The sequence below is a fragment of the Leclercia sp. UBA1284 genome (assembly GCF_002308415.1).
Classification (GTDB): domain Bacteria; phylum Pseudomonadota; class Gammaproteobacteria; order Enterobacterales; family Enterobacteriaceae; genus Enterobacter; species Enterobacter pneumoniae.
This window is the reverse complement of the sequence record NZ_DBUS01000009.1, coordinates 317,994-333,783: the sequence shown is the minus strand read 5'-3', so window position 1 is coordinate 333,783 and position 15,790 is coordinate 317,994. Positions and strand designations below refer to the sequence as shown.

Genomic DNA, 15,790 nt, shown 5'->3' with positions numbered 1-15,790 from the left:
TTCAGCCAGAATAAGCGAAACGTGGAATAAAAGGAACGTTCCAGCGGAGTGATTCGCCATTTATCTGACTTGCGTCACATTTTCTCCGTTAAAAGCGCGTCCAATTATTCCAGTCAGGCAAACCTGTATTCCCCTGCTGCCGTCATCTGCAATACCACATCAGCCTGACGACTCTGGCTAAGCACACGATCGACGTTCGGGCCATCTGTGCACAGATAAAATGCCTGGGCCTCTTCTGGTGATAACCCCCCTGCTATCTTGGGCTGCACCAGCCGTTCACGCAGCGCCGATGGTGGGGCTGTGATAAAAACCGATAAATCACAAAATACTTCCAGCGCTTTCCATTTCTCGTCATCGAGCAGGAGCCAGTTGCCTTCAACGATCGCAATACTCGCCGTTACCGTAATAGCCGCTTCGACAGGATCGTGTTTTTGTCTGTCATACTGCGGCCAGCGTGCGATTGGCTCGGGAAGCTGAGCCAAATTTGCGGCAAGTTTATCGACGTTAAAGGTCTCCGGAGCGCCTTTAAACGTGCGTAAATAGTTGGCGTCCAGCCAGGCGTTGTAGTGATGGAAACCGTCCATCGGCAGCGTCTGGATGCTGGGCAGGTCGGGGGCTTGCCGGGAGAAGTACTCCAAGAACGTTGTGAGCGTCGATTTACCTGTGCTCTGAACCATAAAAAAACCAGGCGACTTTTGGTCTGCCTGGCTTTGGGATTTCAGCCCCGGGCGTATAACGCGCCGGGGAAAATATCAATTACAGCAACGCTTTCGCTTTCGCGACTACGTTCTCAACGGTGAAGCCGAACTCTTCGAACAGCTGCTCCGCTGGTGCAGACTCACCGAAGGTGGTCATACCAACGATAGCGCCGTTCAGGCCCACGTATTTGAACCAGTAGTCTGCGATACCGGCTTCCACCGCCACGCGAGCGGAAACCGCTTTAGGCAATACGGATTCACGGTATGCCGCATCCTGCTTGTCGAACGCATCAGTAGACGGCATGGACACCACGCGCGCCTTCACGCCTTCGGCAGTCAGTTTTTCCCATGCCGCTACGGCCAGCTCAACTTCAGAACCGGTAGCGATGAAGATCAATTCAGGCTGGCCTGCGCAATCTTTCAGTACGTAACCACCACGCGCGATGTTAGCCAGCTGCTCAGGAGTACGCTCCTGCTGTGCCAGGTTCTGACGGGAGAGGATCAGCGCGGTCGGGCCGTCCTGACGCTCAACGCCGTATTTCCACGCTACCGCGGATTCAACCTGGTCACATGGACGCCAGGTAGACATGTTAGGAGTTACGCGCAGGGAAGCTACCTGCTCAACCGGCTGGTGAGTTGGGCCATCTTCGCCCAGACCGATAGAGTCGTGGGTGTAGACCATCACCTGACGCTGTTTCATCAGCGCAGCCATACGCACGGCGTTACGCGCGTACTCAACGAACATCAGGAAGGTTGAGGTGTACGGCAGGAAACCACCGTGCAGGGAGATACCGTTAGCAATCGCGGTCATGCCGAATTCGCGCACGCCGTAATGAATGTAGTTACCGGCAGTGTCTTCGTTGATTGGCTTAGAACCGGACCAGATAGTCAGGTTAGACGGTGCCAGGTCAGCGGAGCCGCCCAGGAATTCTGGAAGCCAAGGACCGAACGCTTCAATCGCATTCTGAGACGCTTTACGGCTCGCGATTTTAGACGGATTAGCCTGCAGTTTAGCGATGAATTCGTTGGCTTTCGCATCGAAATCAGATGGCATTTCGCCTTTCATACGACGGGTGAATTCAGCGGCTTCCTGTGGGAAAGCTTTCGCATAGGCAGCGAATTTCTCGTTCCATGCGGACTCTTTCGCCTGACCCATTTCTTTCGCATCCCACTGTGCATAGATCTCAGACGGGATTTCGAAGGCAGGGTGTTTCCAGCCCAGCGCTTCACGGGTCAGCGCAATTTCTGCGTCGCCCAGCGGCGCACCGTGGGAGTCATGGGTGCCAGCTTTATTCGGGGAACCGAAACCAATGATGGTTTTGCACATCAGCAGGGATGGTTTATCCGTCACCGCACGCGCTTCTTCAACTGCGCGTTTAATCGAGTCAGCATCGTGGCCATCAACGCCACGCACCACGTGCCAGCCGTAGGCTTCGAAACGGGCTGCGGTATCGTCGGTGAACCAGCCTTCAACGTGACCATCGATAGAGATGCCGTTGTCATCGTAGAACGCAACCAGTTTGCCCAGCTTCAGGGTACCGGCCAGGGAGCACACTTCGTGAGAAATGCCTTCCATCATGCAGCCGTCACCCAGGAATGCGTAGGTGAAGTGATCAACGATGTCATGGCCCGGACGGTTAAACTGCGCTGCCAGCGTTTTTTCGGCAATCGCCATACCGACTGCGTTAGCAATACCCTGACCCAGCGGGCCGGTGGTGGTTTCTACGCCCGCGGTGTAACCCACTTCCGGGTGACCTGGAGTTTTAGAATGCAGCTGACGGAAGTTTTTCAGCTCTTCGATTGGCAGATCATAGCCAGTGAGATGCAGCAGGCTATAGATCAGCATTGAGCCGTGGCCGTTGGACAGCACGAAGCGGTCGCGGTCAGCCCATGCTGGGTTCTGCGGGTTATGGTTCAGGAAATCACGCCACAGGACTTCGGCAATATCAGCCATGCCCATTGGGGCACCCGGGTGGCCAGATTTGGCTTTTTGTACTGCGTCCATGCTCAGCGCACGGATAGCATTTGCAAGCTCTTTACGTGAAGACATTTTGACTCCAGATCGGACTGTTAAAGGCCATACCCTTGACGACAGCGCGTTTTGGGCTACGCCGGAAAAAAGTGCCAACAATGTAACCCAAGCGACAAAGCATGTACATGGACCATTCTTTTGCCTGTTAAGAAATCTCTGGAACACGCTCGCATGTTGCGCAATCTTCTCGCCCGGCGTGATTTATATTCTTTATACTGAGTGAAACTCCGGCTTCGCTGCCCTGGAGTACTTTCAGAATTTATCGAATTCAACGAGTACGGAAGCAACATAATGAAAATGCGTGCAATAGTGCTGGCTCTGGGTACCACTCTGCTTTTGAGTGGCTGTCAGAACATGAACTCCAACGGTCTGATGAGCTCCGGTGCCGAAGCCTTTCAGGCCTACAGCCTGAGCGATGCTCAGGTTAAAGCCCTCAGTGATGAAGCCTGTAAAGAGATGGATGGCAAAGCCACCGTCGCGCCGGCTAATAGCACCTACTCGCAGCGTCTGACCAAGATTGCTTCCGCACTGGGCGATAACATCAACGGCCAGCCGGTAAACTACAAGGTATACATGGCGAAAGACGTGAACGCCTTCGCGATGGCGAATGGCTGTATCCGCGTCTACAGCGGGCTGATGGATATGATGACCGATAACGAAGTCGAAGCGGTGATCGGCCATGAAATGGGTCACGTGGCGCTCGGTCACGTGAAGAGAGGCATGCAGGTTGCGTTGGGCACCAACGCCGTGCGCGTGGCCGCCGCTTCTGCAGGCGGCATCGTCGGTAGCCTGTCTCAGTCACAGCTGGGCGATCTGGGCGAAAAACTGGTGAACTCTCAGTTCTCACAGCGTCAGGAGTCAGAGGCCGATGACTACTCCTACGATCTGTTGCGCAAACGCGGCATCAACCCATCCGGTTTAGCCACCAGCTTCGAAAAACTGGCCAAACTGGAAGAGGGTCGTGCAAGTTCTATGTTTGACGATCACCCGGCCTCCGCAGAACGTGCACAGCATGTACGCGACAGAATGGCGGCTGACGGCATCAAATAAAACAAAAAGGAGGCGATATCGCCTCCTTTTTATTCCGCACCAATTGCCAAGATTACCGCACAGATTGTTAATATTCCCTGATAGCAACCAAAGCGGGATATTCGATATTTCAGCCTGCCTCAGTGAAATATATTAAGAGCAAATGACTCTGCCATTTTTATCGCTGCCTGTATCCCTTCTGTCGAAATATAAAATAGTCTACCCCCTGCGCCGGAGAACCACGCGGCCAGTGGCCCGGCGCGTTACAGCGTGTCACATAACCATTGCAATCATTTATCTTTCAGGTAACTATCAAATACGCAGCAACGCAATTTGATATTATTTAGAAAGAGAAGTTCCTTCCGTGAAAAAAGAATTATCGTTAATCGCATTAGGTTTATTTTCGGCCCTTCCCGCCGTTGCAAGCCAGCAATCTGACAGCCAGGGTTTTATTGACGACAGCCATCTGGACCTGTTTTTCCGTAACGCATACATCAGCCGCGACTACCATCAGGGCCAGCAAGACAAGGCCGAATGGGGTCAGGGGATCGTTGCGACCTTTGAATCCGGTTATACCGAAGGGCTGGTAGGCTTTGGCGTCGATGGCATTGCGCAGTACGGCGTGCGTCTCGACGGTGGCCGCGGCAAGAGCGGCGCGGGCGGTATCGACTTCTTCAGGCAGGAAGATGATGGCCGCGCGAAGTCCGAACTGGCAAAATTTGGCGCGACCGCCAAAATGCGCATCTCCAATACCGTACTGAGCTACGGCAACCAGCGTCCTGCGTTACCGATTGTCACCTCCGACAGCTCGCGCCTGCTGTTCGAAAGCTATACCGGCGCGCTGTTAACCTCTAAAGAGATCGACGGTCTGGAAGTTAACGCGGGTTACTTTACCGACGAGCAGCGTAAGAGTGACGATCGCCACGATAGCGGTCTGAAGAGCCTTACCTTCGGCGGCGCAAGCTATCAGTTTAACGATCAGTTCAGCGGCGCGCTGTACGCCTCTCACAATGAAGAGGTGATGAACAAGCAGTACCTGGGTCTGAACTTCAAACAACCGTTCAGCACTGGCCAACAGCTGGTACTCGACTTTAACGGCTATAACTCTCGCCTGGATCAGGGCTATGCCAACGACCTCAACACCGGTCGCAGTAATAGCATCTGGAGCCTGGCGGCCAGCTATATCTGGGACGTTCATACCTTTAAGGTGGCATACCAGCAGAGCAGCGGCAGCACCGGTTATCACTATGGTAGCTATCGCGATCGCGACGGCGTGGGCGACGGCGGCAACACCATCTGGCTGGCGAACTCCTACTGGTCTGATTTTAATGGTGAAGACGAACGCTCGTGGCAGGCCTCTTACGGTCTGGACTTCGCAGGCCTCGGCTTACCGGGTCTGAGCTGGACCACGGCCTACGTGCGTGGCGATAACATCAAAACGTCTGAAACCAGCAACGGTAAAGAGCACGAGTGGTTCAACCAGGTGCAATACCAGGTACAGGATGGCCCCGCAAAAGATCTGAAGCTGAAACTGCGCTATTCCGTCCTGCGCGTCTCCAGCAACGCCAGCGACTATAACGTCGGCGGCAACGAGCTTCGCGCTTACGTGGAATATCCGTTTAACGTGTTTTAAGTTTGTCCCCCCTCACCCTAACCCTCTCCCAAAGGGAGAGGGAACGCGATCCCCCTCTCCCTTTGGGAGAGGGCCGGGGTGAGGGGAATCAACCCGCACCTCAGCTAACGTTGCTATATCCTCTAATCAATACAGCGACTTCTGCGGCGGCCCGGCAAACTTCAGCGCGCCAATCTGCCCCATGCGCACCTCTACCACCGACGGCCCCGGCATTGACAGCGCCTCCGTCATCACCGCGTCAAAATCCTCGGCCCGCTCCACGCTCCACGCCTGCAGGCCAATCGCCTGCGCCAGCAGGGTAAAGTCCGGCGTATGCAGTTCGTTGTAGTACTGACGCCCACCGAAATACTTATCCTGGATTCCGCGCATTACGCCGTAGCCGCCGTCGTTCATGATCAGCAGCGTCACGTTCGCTTTCTCCTGGGCAAGCGTTGCCAGTTCACCCAGATTAAGGCTCAGGCCGCCGTCGCCCACCAGCCCCACCACCTTGCGTTGCGGGTTGGCAATCGCGGTGCCGATCGCCATCGGCAGCCCCATGCCAATCGCCCCCGCCAGAGAGTGAATGTTCATCAGCGGGCCGTTAGCGCGGAACAGACGGCTGCCCCACAGGCTGCCGGAAACGGTGATATCCCGCACCAGCAGGCCGTCGTTCGGCAGGGCCTTGTCAATAGCATCGTTCAGCCTGGCATAGGCGCCGCACTGCTCGCGCAGTCCCTGCTCTGCTGTTGCCACCGCCTGCTGAACCTGCCCATCCCACTGGGCATTGCCCCATTCGCGCCCCTGCGCTTTGTTCGCCAGCGCCATCAGCAGCGCAGAACAGTCGGCGACCAGGGTGTTATCCATCAGATAGTTACGGCTCGCCGCCGCCGGATCGATATCAATCTGCACGCGGGGATGCGGCAGCTCGAGCGTCCACGAGCGGGTTTCGTTACTGCGCAGGCGCGAGCCTGCCACCAGCGTAAAGTCGCACCGGGCAATCAGCGCCTCGACCGACGGTGAATTGTGGAACGCCCGCAGGCTGGCGCGATGGCTGTCCGGCAGCACGCCGCGTGCGTGGGTGCTGGAGATCACCGTGACGCCCGCATCCGCCAGCTTTTGCACTGCCTCAGCGCTTCCCAGCGCCCCACCGCCCAGCCACAGCAGAGGCTGTTTCGCCTGCTTAAGCTGCGCCCAGAGCGCCTCGACCACAGCCTTATCAACGGTGTCCGGCGCGGAGGATTTTACCGGTGCCGTCACCAGCGAGGCCGGGATCTTCGCCCCCTGAATATCAATCGGAATTTCCACCGAAACCGGCCCGCACGGCGGCGTCTGTGCCTCCTGAATGGCCTTATGGAGAATAGCGACCGCCTGGTGAGCATTGCTGATGCGCCAGGCCCGTTTCGAGCTGGCCTTGAGGAAGGTCAGCTGATCGCGGGTTTCGTGAATAAACCCGGTGTCGGCATCCAGCCAGGCTTTTTCGACCTGGCCGGTCAGGTGCAGCAGCGGCGTACAGGCGTTCATGGCTTCCACCAGCGCCCCCACCGCGTTGCCCGCCCCTGCGCCGGTGCTGGTCAGCGCCACGCCAAGGCCGGAAAAGCGTCCGTGGGCGTCGGCCATGGTAACGGAACCCGCCTCGCCGCGCGCGGGAACAAAGCGGATGTTGCCCCGCTGCCCCACTGCATCCGCGATCGGCAGGTTGTGGATAGAGATGACGCCGTAGATGGCCTCAACCTGATACTGCTCCAGCGTTCTGGCGATGGCGTCGCCGACGGTTATCATTTCGCTCATTGCTCACCCTTTCTCAGTCGCACCAGTGGTTGACGCTGTTACCCGTCGCCAGATAAATGCTCTTTTGCTGCATCCAGGCTTTCAGCCCCTGAATGCCCTTTTCGCGGCCCAGACCGCTCTCTTTAAAGCCCCCAAACGGGGTCGAAATCGCAAACACTTTGTAGGTGTTGATCCACACGGTGCCCGCTTCCAGTTGCTCGCTCAGGCGCAGGGCACGTCCGGTATCGCGCGTCCAGATGCCCGCCGCCAGGCCGTACACCGAGTCGTTGGCCTCGCGGATCAGCGCCGCCTCGTCACTGAACGGCATCGCCACCAGCACCGGGCCAAAGATCTCCTCCTGACAGGCGCGGGCGGCGTTGGTCAGACCCTCGATGATTGTTGGCTGGAAGAAGCTGCCGCCGGCAAGCGCCGGATCGGCCGGGATCTCCCCGCCGCACAGGACGCGGCCCCCTTCGCGTTGCGCCAGTTCTACGTAGGCCTGCACGCTCTGGCGATGTTTGTCGTTAATCAGCGGTCCGATATGTGTACCGTCGGCAAACGGATGGCCGACGCGCAGGCCGCGCGTGAGTTCCAGCAGCCGCGCCATCAGCGGAGCGTAAATGCTCTCGTGGATAAACAGCCGTGAACCGGCAATGCACGCCTGCCCCGCCGAGCTGAAAATGCCGTAGCAGATCCCGCGCGCAGCCTGCTCGACGTCCGCATCGTCCAGCACAATGGTCGGGGATTTTCCGCCCAGCTCCAGCGACGCCGGGATCAGTTTTTCCGCCGCCACGTGCGCCAGATGCCGCCCCGTGGTCGTGCCGCCGGTAAAGGAAATTTTCCGCACGCGAGGATGGCGCGCCAGCGCGTCGCCAATCACCGAACCTTTGCCCGGCAGCACGCTCAGCAGCCCGGCGGGCAGCCCGGCCTGTTCAAAAATACGCGCCAGCTCCAGCGCCATCAGCGGCGTGGCCTCGGCAGGTTTGAGGATCACCGCATTTCCGGCGGCAATGGCCGGGGCAACCTTCTGCATTTCGCTGGCAATCGGTGAATTCCACGGCGTGATGGCCGCCACCACGCCGAGTGGCTCGTAGCGGCTCAGCGTCAGGAGATCGGGCTGGCGCGGGGTGGGCAGTTCGCCTTCCAGCAGTTCGCAGGCGGCGGCGAAATAGCGCGCCGTGCCCGCCGCACTCATCACCAGGCCACGCGCTTCCGCCAGCGGCTTGCCGTTATCGCGGCTCTGCATCTTCGCCAGTTCATCGACGCGGGATTCAATCAGTTCGGCCACCTTGTGCAGGATCTTCGCCCGCATATGCGGCAGGCGGTTGCGCCAGTCCGGATCGCGCCACGCGCGTTCGCCTGCCTCGATGGCTTCCTCCAGATCGTCCAGGCTTGCGGCGTTAAGCGTCGCGTTGATTGAGCCGTCCGCCGGGAACTGGCTCTGCATCAGGTTGCCGCCGCCGTGGCGCCAGTGACCACCGATAAAAATCTTCAGATCGTCCATCGTGACTCCTTAGCTCAGGGCCAGCTCGCGGCAGGCGCGCACCGCGCTCAGTGCCGCCAGGGTGGAGGTTTTGGGGTTGCTGGCAAGCGGCAGGCCGCTCAGCTCCAGATGAAACTCACCAAACAGCCCTTCGACGTGCAGCGTGTGGGTGTTGCGCGTCGTCGCCGGGTCGACCATCAGCTGCACGCGGGTGTCATCCATCCCGACGCCGCCGAGCGCCACGGTCGCCGCCACGTTGGCGTTAGCCGGGAACAGCCGCGCCGCCTCGCGGGCGCTGCCCTCAAAGAACACCTGCGCCTGCGACACCGCGTTAAGATCGATAAGCTGCTCGGCGTAGCTGCCGCGCCAACTGGCCGGGCTTTTGCGCGACCGATAGGTCACACGCTCCAGGCCGCCCTCTCTGGCGGCGGAGAGCCCGTCGATGCCCGCCACCGCGCCGGAGAGCAGCGTGAGTTTTCCGCCCGCGCTGAGCAGACGCTGTTCCAGCGCGCTGTCCGCCAGCGCACCGGTGGATATCACGGCCAGATGCCAGCCGCGATGCAGTATCTCTTCGCCGTACTGCGCCACTGCCTGCTGGCTGGCGCACTCCAGCACCAGATCGGGCGCTTCAGCGCAGTCCACCGGCGAGGCCAGCGCCGCCACCGCACCGCCGAACTGCGCGCGAATGGCCTCGTGGTGAGCCTCGCGCGCCACGATCCAGCCGATGCTGACGCCATCAGGCAGGCGCTCAATTACCGCCTGCGCCATCGCGCCAAAGCCAATTAACATGATTTTTTTCATGATGCGTCCTTACAGGTGACGGCAGAAGCCGCCGGAAACGTCCAGTGCGGCACCGGTGGTAAACGAGGCCAGCGGCGAGGCGAGGAACAGCAGCGCCTGTGCGGGCTCCTGCGGCTTGCCGAGGCGCGCCATGGGAATACCCCGCTTGCGCGCAATATCCGCCGTCCATTCCGGCCAGCTCTGGCTTTTATCCGTCCGGTTTTCAAAGCGGCGCTGCCACTGGCCAGACTCCACCATGCCGAGCAAAATGGAGTTGACGCGAATACCTTTGCCCACCAGCTCCTTTGAGAGCGTCAGCGTCATGTTCAGCAGCGCGGCGCGGGCGGCGGAGGTGGCGATCATGTGCTCCTCCGGCTGCAACGCCAGCAGGGAGTTGACGCAGGTGATCGAGGCGATATCGGACTGCTCCAGCAGAGGCTGAAACGCCTGCACCGGGTTGATCACCCCAAACAATTTCAGTTCGGCTTCGTGCAGCCACGCCTCGCGCGGGGTGTCGTTGAAGTGCGCCACGTAGCCCTGCCCGGCGTTGTTGATCAACATATCCGCCGCGCCAAAGCGCGCCTGAACCGCCTGCGCGAAAGCCTGCACCTCATCGGCGTTGAGCACGTCGCAGCGGTAAGCGAAGATCTCCCCGTCGGGGTAGTCGTTTTGTAGCGCCGCGTGCGCACTGGCGAGCCGGTCCGGATCGCGGCCGCAGAAGGCCACTTTTGCCCCCTCGCCCAGCAGCAGGCGCAGCGTTTCAAAGCCAATGCCGGACGATCCGCCGGTGACTACCGCTACGCGACCGTCAATGTGTGCATTCATCGCCTATCTCCTGGTGAATACGTAAAAGCTGTTGGTTAAAAAACGCCGCGTTATCGAGGTAGCTGGCGTGCCCGGCCTGCGGAATGGCGGTGAACGGCATGCCGTAGCGCAGCGCCAGCCCCTGCACCTGCTCGGGTTGGGTGATGGCATCCTGCTCGCCGCACCAGGCTTCAAAGGTGCCCGAATAGCGCGTCAACCAGCCGTGGATATCGTCGTGGGCCAGCATCCACGCGGCGGCGAGATAGCCATCCGGGCGCAGGGCGCGCATGCCCGTCGCAACGGTCGCGATATCCTCCACGCGCGCGCCGGGGCGCAGCAGCTTCGCCGCACGGGTCTGGGCGAGAATCTCGCCGCCCAGCGCGATCTGCTGCTCGCGGTTGCGCCACACCTGCTCGCGCTGCTCCGGTGCGGCCTGGCCGTAGCCCTGCGCCGCGTCCGCCAGCACCAGATGCAGCACGCGTTGCGGAAACTTCGCGGCAAAGGCGCTGGCGACCAGCGCCCCCAGCGAGTGCCCGACCAGCACCGCCTGCCAGACGCCCGCGCGATCGAGCATCGCCGCCAGCGCGTCGGCGTAATCGCCCGCGTTCGCGCGTTCGGTCGAGAGCATCGGGCTTTCGCCATACCCGGGCATGTCCCACGCCAGCACGCGAAAACCGCTCAGCGCCATCTGCTTATGCCAGGAGGCCGCGCCGGAGCTGATACCGTGCAGCAGCATCAGCGGCGTGCCGCTTCCCTGTTCGCGAAAGCCCGTCATACCGCCCCCTTACCCGCGCTTCACTTTAGAGAGCGGGTGATCGGCCGGATAGGTTGGGATTTCCGGCTTGTTGGTTCCCAGCATTACGCACATCAGCGCCTCTTCTTCGCCGTGGTTAAACAGCCCGCGGTAGATGCCTGGCGGAACGGAGATCAGGTCGCGCTCGCGCAGCACGGTTTCGGTGTAGTTGTCGCCGTCCTGAATCATCAGGGTGATCTGCCCTTTGAGCATGAAGAAGACCTCTTCCACGTCGTCGTGCAGGTGCAGCGGCCCTTCGCACTTCGACGGCAGTACCATGGTGGAGAAGGTGAAGTGATCGGCCTGAACGGTATTGGTGTCGTTCGCCACGCCGGTTGCGCCGGTGCCGATATAGCGCATCTGCGCGCGGCGGTATTTCGGGTCATAGTCCGCCTGGAACTTCAGGGCGTTCCAGTCATACTTGCGGCCTTCAAAGCGCGCAATGCGCGACTCGACCCACTCTTCCATGGTCAGATGCTCAGGCTTAACGCCCGGTTTTGCAGTTACGGTTGAATCAGTCATGACACTCTCCTCAGTAACGTCTCAGCAGCGGCAGTAACAGGACGCAGCCCACCGCCGCCATCACCGCCAGAAAAATCAGCCCGGAATCCATGCTGTGGGTGAAGGCGATAAGCGCCCCCATCACCGCGGGCGACAACGCCCCCGCAAAGTTTCCCAGCCCGTTGAAAATGCCGCCCGCCGTCGCGCTCACCCGGGGATGGGTAGCCTTCGCCAGCAGGGCGAAAATGTTCGGCGCACCCGTGCCCCACATAAAGGTGCTAAAGCTCATCGCCGCGATAATCGTCAGGGGCGTATCAAGGTGCATCACCGCCGTCAGCCCGACGGCTGCCCCCGCCATGGAGATAAAACAGGCCGCCGCCCGCTTATCGACGCGGTCCGAAAGCCAGGCGCCAATCACTTCGCCCGCCAGCATGGCGATAAACGGCATCGACGACAGCCAGCCCGCGTGCTCCAGATGAATGCCCTTGCCCTTGATCAGGTAGCCCGGCAGCCAGCCGTTGATCCCCCACAGATAGGTGAGAAAGGCGACGTTAAAGACGCAGATTACCCAGAAGTGCGGACTGACAAACAGCTCGCGCCGCGCCGCACGCCGCTCGTCCCGTGATGCCTGCGTAGTTGTTGGTTTCACGTCGAGGCGAATACCGCGCAGGCCTATGCGCACAAAGATCAGCACCGGCACGGTGAGCATCGCCATGACAAAGAAGGTGCTTTGCCAGCCGAAAGTGTTGAGCAGCCAGAGGGAGAGCGGGAAACCAATTGCCGCGCCCACCGGCGTACCGAGCAGCCACAGCATGGTGGCGCGCGCCTGCAGATGCTGCGGGAAGTTATGGCGCACGATGGCGAACGCCAGCGGGAACAGCGGCCCTTCGGCGATGCCCAGCAGAATGCGCAGGACAATCATCACCGTGTAGTTATGGGTGAAGCCCATCGCCACCATCAGCACGCACCACACCGCCATCATCCCGGTGAGCAGGCGCAGCGGCGGGATTTTGTCCCCCAGCCCGCTGAGCAGAACCGATGAAAAGCCGTAGCTCAGCAGAAATGCGCTCATCAGGATGCCGAGGCGCGTAGTGTCAAAATCGATCCCCATCGCCTGCTGGAAATGGCTATCGGAAAACAGTGCCGCGATACTGATTTTGTCGAAAAACGCAAGCAGCACGCAGGCCAGCAGCGACAGCGGGATAGCCCAGCGTACGGCTTTTTCAGGCGTACGGGTTCCCTCGCCGCTCGCCTCTGCGGGCGCGGCGTTGGTCTCGAATGTGGTCATGTCTCCCCCTACGGGTGCGGGTTAGCTATCGCAGTGACATCAGTGAAAAGGCCGGGTCGCTCAGCGGCACGTCCGATAAGTCTCGCCCCGCCGCCATCCAGCGCTTCGCCAGCTTGACGGTACGCGCGTCGTTAAAGGCCACCAGTTGCGTCAACCGTCCGCCGTCATCCAGCGAGAAGAACAGCGCGTTATCACGAACGACGGTTTTGCCGCCAGGCTGCGGAATGCCGAGGATCTGGATGTTGTGCTGATATTGATCCGACCACAGCCACGGTGCGTCGTCGTAGCCCGGCGCGTCGGGGTTAAGCATCGCTTTCGCCGTCGCCACCGCCTGATTCTGGGCAAAGGCCCACGACTGGATGCACAGCCCGTAGTGGTGATGCTGCGCGACATCGCCCGCGGCAAAGATGGCCGGATCCGACGTGCGCCCCTGCGCGTCCACCACGATCCCACGGTTGGTCTTCAGCCCGGCGTCGCGGGCCAGCTCGAGGTTCAGATCGACGCCGATCCCCACCACCACCGCATCGAAGGTTTCGCATTTGCCATCGCAGTGGATCACCGGCAGACCGTTGTGATCGTCAAGCTCCAGCGCGCCGCAGCCGGTGCGGATATCCACGCCCTGCTCGCGGTGGATCTTCTCCAGCTGTCGGGAGACCTCGCCGCTCACCGAGCGCATGCACAGGGCAGGCTGCTGCTCGAACAGCGTAACCGCTACGCCACTTTTGCGCGCCGAGGCGGCAATCTCCAGGCCGATCCAGCCGCCGCCGACAATCGCCAGGGTGTTGCTTTGCGTCAGACGCGTTTTCAGGCGCTGCGCGTTCTGCCAGTGGCGCAGGGTGTAGACCTGCGGATGTTTTCCCCACGCCTCGCCCGGCAGACGCGCCCGCCCACCGGTCGCAATCAAAAGGATGTTGTAACTAAGAAGCTCGCCGTTGCTTAAATGTACCCTCTTCGCGGCGCGATCGATCTGCGTGGCGCGCAAAGGACGGTACCAGGTCAGATTCAGCGCCTGCTGGGCCTCTTCAGCAAACAGGCGCGGCAGCGCGGCATCAGCGTCCAGCAACGCGGCTTTCGAAAGCGGCGGGCGCTCATAAAAATCCCACTCCTCTTCCGCCACCACGCAAATCTCGCCGTCAAAGCCGTCGTCGCGCAGGGTTTTCGCCGCCCAGCCACCCGCCTGGCCGCCGCCGATAATGACAATGCGCGAGGTCATACCGCCTCCGGCTTTTTCTGCTGGCGGCGCGTGTCATGGTCAATCCCGCCCTCTACTGCCCATTCGGTGAAGGAGATCAGGGAGTGTTCCAGCTCGCGCGGCTGCCAGTTTTCGGTCAGGTAGTCGTCGTTGGTGTAGTACTCAAACGCGCCGCCGGTCGGGCTGTTGACGTACCAGAAGTAGGCGGACGACACCGGATGGCGGCCCGGCCCGATGAAGGTACTCCAGTCGTTTTTATTCATCGCAATGCCGCCGCCAATCACTTCGTGAATGTCGCGCACGGTAAAGGCGACGTGGTTCAGGCCGCGCTTGCGGTTCGGCAGCTGGAGCAGGAAAAGATTGTGATGGCCGCCACGCGGGCCACAGCGTAGGAACACGGCGCGGTTGATGTAGCGGTCGGAAACCTGGAAGCCAAGCACCTCGCGGTAGAACTTTTCTACTGCCGCCAGCTCCTCGACGAAGAAGACCACGTGACCAACGTTGATCGGCTGAGCGCGGTCGTACACCGGGCTTGGCGTGTCGATGCGGCGGGCGTCGCCCCACTGGTTAATCGGCTCGACGTTCAGCTCAACCGGCACCTGCTGGCTCACCTGTACGCGCAGGGTCATGCCGTTCGGATCAAGACACTCCAGCGCGTCCCCCACCTGGCGAAAGCCGGGCTGCTGCGCCAGCTTCGGGCGCAACGCATCCAGCTCGTCCTGGGTCGCCACCGCCCAGGTCATGCGGCGCAGGGTGTTGCCCGCTTCAAACGCCGGCGGCAGGTCGGGGCTGTCAATTGGGTTGAGCTCAACGCGCGCGCCGCTCAGGGTGGTAAAACGCTGGCCGCTGGCATCGCCCGTCAGGCCAAAATCACGCATAAATTTGGCGCAGTGCGTCAGGTTATCAACGCCAAATTCCAGCTTTTCAATTCCGGTTACACTCATCGTTCGTTGCCTCATCTGGCCCAAATTGGGCGTAAAACATGCCCGACGCAGCAAAGCGCCTGACGTTAACTCACTGATTTAACTGGCCTGTGACAAATATCCTAAGAAGCCAGAGATTTTATCCGCCGCCAGACGGACCTCGTTTTGCAGGCGCTCGCGGTCGGTCCGGGGGATCTCCTCCGACGGCACCAGAATACTGACCACCGCCGCCACCCGTCCGCTGCGGTCATACACCGGATAGACAATGGAGGAGATGCCGTGGCGGAAGAAAGATTCGCCAATGACAAACCCGCGGGCTTTGTCCTGCTGCACCATCTGCCACAGCGCTTCGCGGTCGTGAAGCTGCCCCGGCGTGTTGCCAGGCAGGCGCTCATGCGGGAACAGGTGTTCAAAGTCAGCGCGCGAAATATCGGTCAGCAGCATGCGGCCAAGCGAGGTGCAGTGCACCGGCAGACGGGTGCCAATGCTGACCTGGTTGATGCGCGAACCGGCTGCGCTGACGCGGGCGACGTAGATGATGTCGCGCCCGTCGCGGATCGCCAGATGGCTGCTGCACTGGCTGACGTCGCGCAACTGTTCAATAACCGGCTGGCCGACCTGCGCCACGTCCAGCGAGGCGATGTACTCAAAGCCCAGACGCAGCACGTTCATGCCGAGCGAGAAGGTATTGGTGCGCGCGTTGCGCTCCAGAAAGCCCATGTATTCCAGCGTCTGTACCACGCGATAGGCGGTCGCTTTTGGCATATCCACCAGCCGGTGCAGCTCGGCAAAGGTCAGATCGCGGTGCTGCTCGCCGAAGGCCAACAGCAGCTGGAGACCGCGCTCCAGCCCCGGCACGAGATATTTCACTTCACGATCGTTTTCCAT

The 15,790-nt window shown here is 60.5% G+C and carries 13 protein-coding genes and 1 pseudogene; 2 read left to right on the top strand and 12 right to left on the bottom strand.

Translation table 11 applies throughout. The annotated features are described in order from the left end of the window. Positions 1-113: 113 nt before the first annotated feature. Together B3511_RS20180 and tkt are read right to left on the bottom strand one after the other, a co-directional pair. Positions 114-665, bottom strand: a pseudogene (locus B3511_RS20180) (nucleoside triphosphate hydrolase); the annotation flags it as partial. Positions 666-756: 91 nt separating this feature from the next. Then, on the bottom strand, positions 757-2,748 hold the full coding sequence (gene tkt, locus B3511_RS20175) for a transketolase (RefSeq protein WP_040074111.1): 1,992 nt from the start codon (positions 2,746-2,748) through the stop codon (positions 757-759). A 273-nt stretch (positions 2,749-3,021) separates the two neighbouring features. On the opposite strand from tkt, the gene B3511_RS20170 reads away from it, so the two are divergent. Further along, positions 3,022-3,780, top strand: coding sequence for a M48 family metallopeptidase (locus B3511_RS20170; RefSeq protein ID WP_040074110.1), 759 nt, complete (start codon positions 3,022-3,024; stop codon positions 3,778-3,780). Between the two features lie 343 nt (positions 3,781-4,123). Then, a complete protein-coding gene (locus B3511_RS20165) occupies positions 4,124-5,392 on the top strand; it encodes an OprD family outer membrane porin (protein ID WP_040074109.1) in 1,269 nt (422 codons plus the stop codon). A gap of 126 nt (positions 5,393-5,518) precedes the next feature. On the opposite strand, the gene B3511_RS20160 is transcribed toward B3511_RS20165, so the two are convergent. From B3511_RS20160 to B3511_RS20115, 10 genes are all read right to left on the bottom strand, one after another. After that, complete coding sequence (locus tag B3511_RS20160; RefSeq protein ID WP_286791431.1) at positions 5,519-7,159, bottom strand: thiamine pyrophosphate-binding protein; 1,641 nt, start codon at positions 7,157-7,159, stop codon at positions 5,519-5,521. A 13-nt stretch (positions 7,160-7,172) separates the two neighbouring features. Continuing rightward, a complete protein-coding gene (locus B3511_RS20155) occupies positions 7,173-8,642 on the bottom strand; it encodes an aldehyde dehydrogenase (protein ID WP_286791430.1) in 1,470 nt (489 codons plus the stop codon). Positions 8,643-8,651: 9 nt separating this feature from the next. Next, the gene (locus B3511_RS20150) at positions 8,652-9,422 is read right to left on the bottom strand and encodes an aspartate dehydrogenase (protein ID WP_286791429.1); all 771 of its coding nucleotides are present in this window, start codon (positions 9,420-9,422) and stop codon (positions 8,652-8,654) included. 9 nt (positions 9,423-9,431) lie between these two features. Beyond that, positions 9,432-10,226 (bottom strand): SDR family oxidoreductase, encoded by a 795-nt coding sequence (locus tag B3511_RS20145; RefSeq protein WP_040074105.1) that lies wholly within the window; start codon positions 10,224-10,226, stop codon positions 9,432-9,434. After that, positions 10,210-10,980 carry an alpha/beta fold hydrolase gene (locus B3511_RS20140; protein ID WP_286791428.1) on the bottom strand — a complete coding sequence of 257 codons (771 nt, stop codon included), beginning with the start codon at positions 10,978-10,980 and terminating at the stop codon, positions 10,210-10,212. Before B3511_RS20140 ends, B3511_RS20145 begins: the two co-directional genes overlap by 17 nt. 9 nt (positions 10,981-10,989) lie before the next feature. Beyond that, positions 10,990-11,520 carry a cupin domain-containing protein gene (locus tag B3511_RS20135; protein ID WP_006178420.1) on the bottom strand — a complete coding sequence of 177 codons (531 nt, stop codon included), beginning with the start codon at positions 11,518-11,520 and terminating at the stop codon, positions 10,990-10,992. A gap of 10 nt (positions 11,521-11,530) precedes the next feature. Beyond that, positions 11,531-12,787 (bottom strand): MFS transporter, encoded by a 1,257-nt coding sequence (locus B3511_RS20130; RefSeq protein WP_046887137.1) that lies wholly within the window; start codon positions 12,785-12,787, stop codon positions 11,531-11,533. Positions 12,788-12,812: 25 nt separating this feature from the next. Beyond that, entirely contained in the window at positions 12,813-14,000 is a 1,188-nt protein-coding gene (locus B3511_RS20125) for an NAD(P)/FAD-dependent oxidoreductase (RefSeq protein WP_286791427.1), read from the bottom strand. Further along, complete coding sequence (locus B3511_RS20120; protein WP_046887139.1) at positions 13,997-14,923, bottom strand: VOC family protein; 927 nt, start codon at positions 14,921-14,923, stop codon at positions 13,997-13,999. Before B3511_RS20120 ends, B3511_RS20125 begins: the two co-directional genes overlap by 4 nt. A gap of 78 nt (positions 14,924-15,001) precedes the next feature. Next, positions 15,002-15,790 carry an IclR family transcriptional regulator gene (locus B3511_RS20115; RefSeq protein WP_212476508.1) on the bottom strand — a complete coding sequence of 263 codons (789 nt, stop codon included), beginning with the start codon at positions 15,788-15,790 and terminating at the stop codon, positions 15,002-15,004.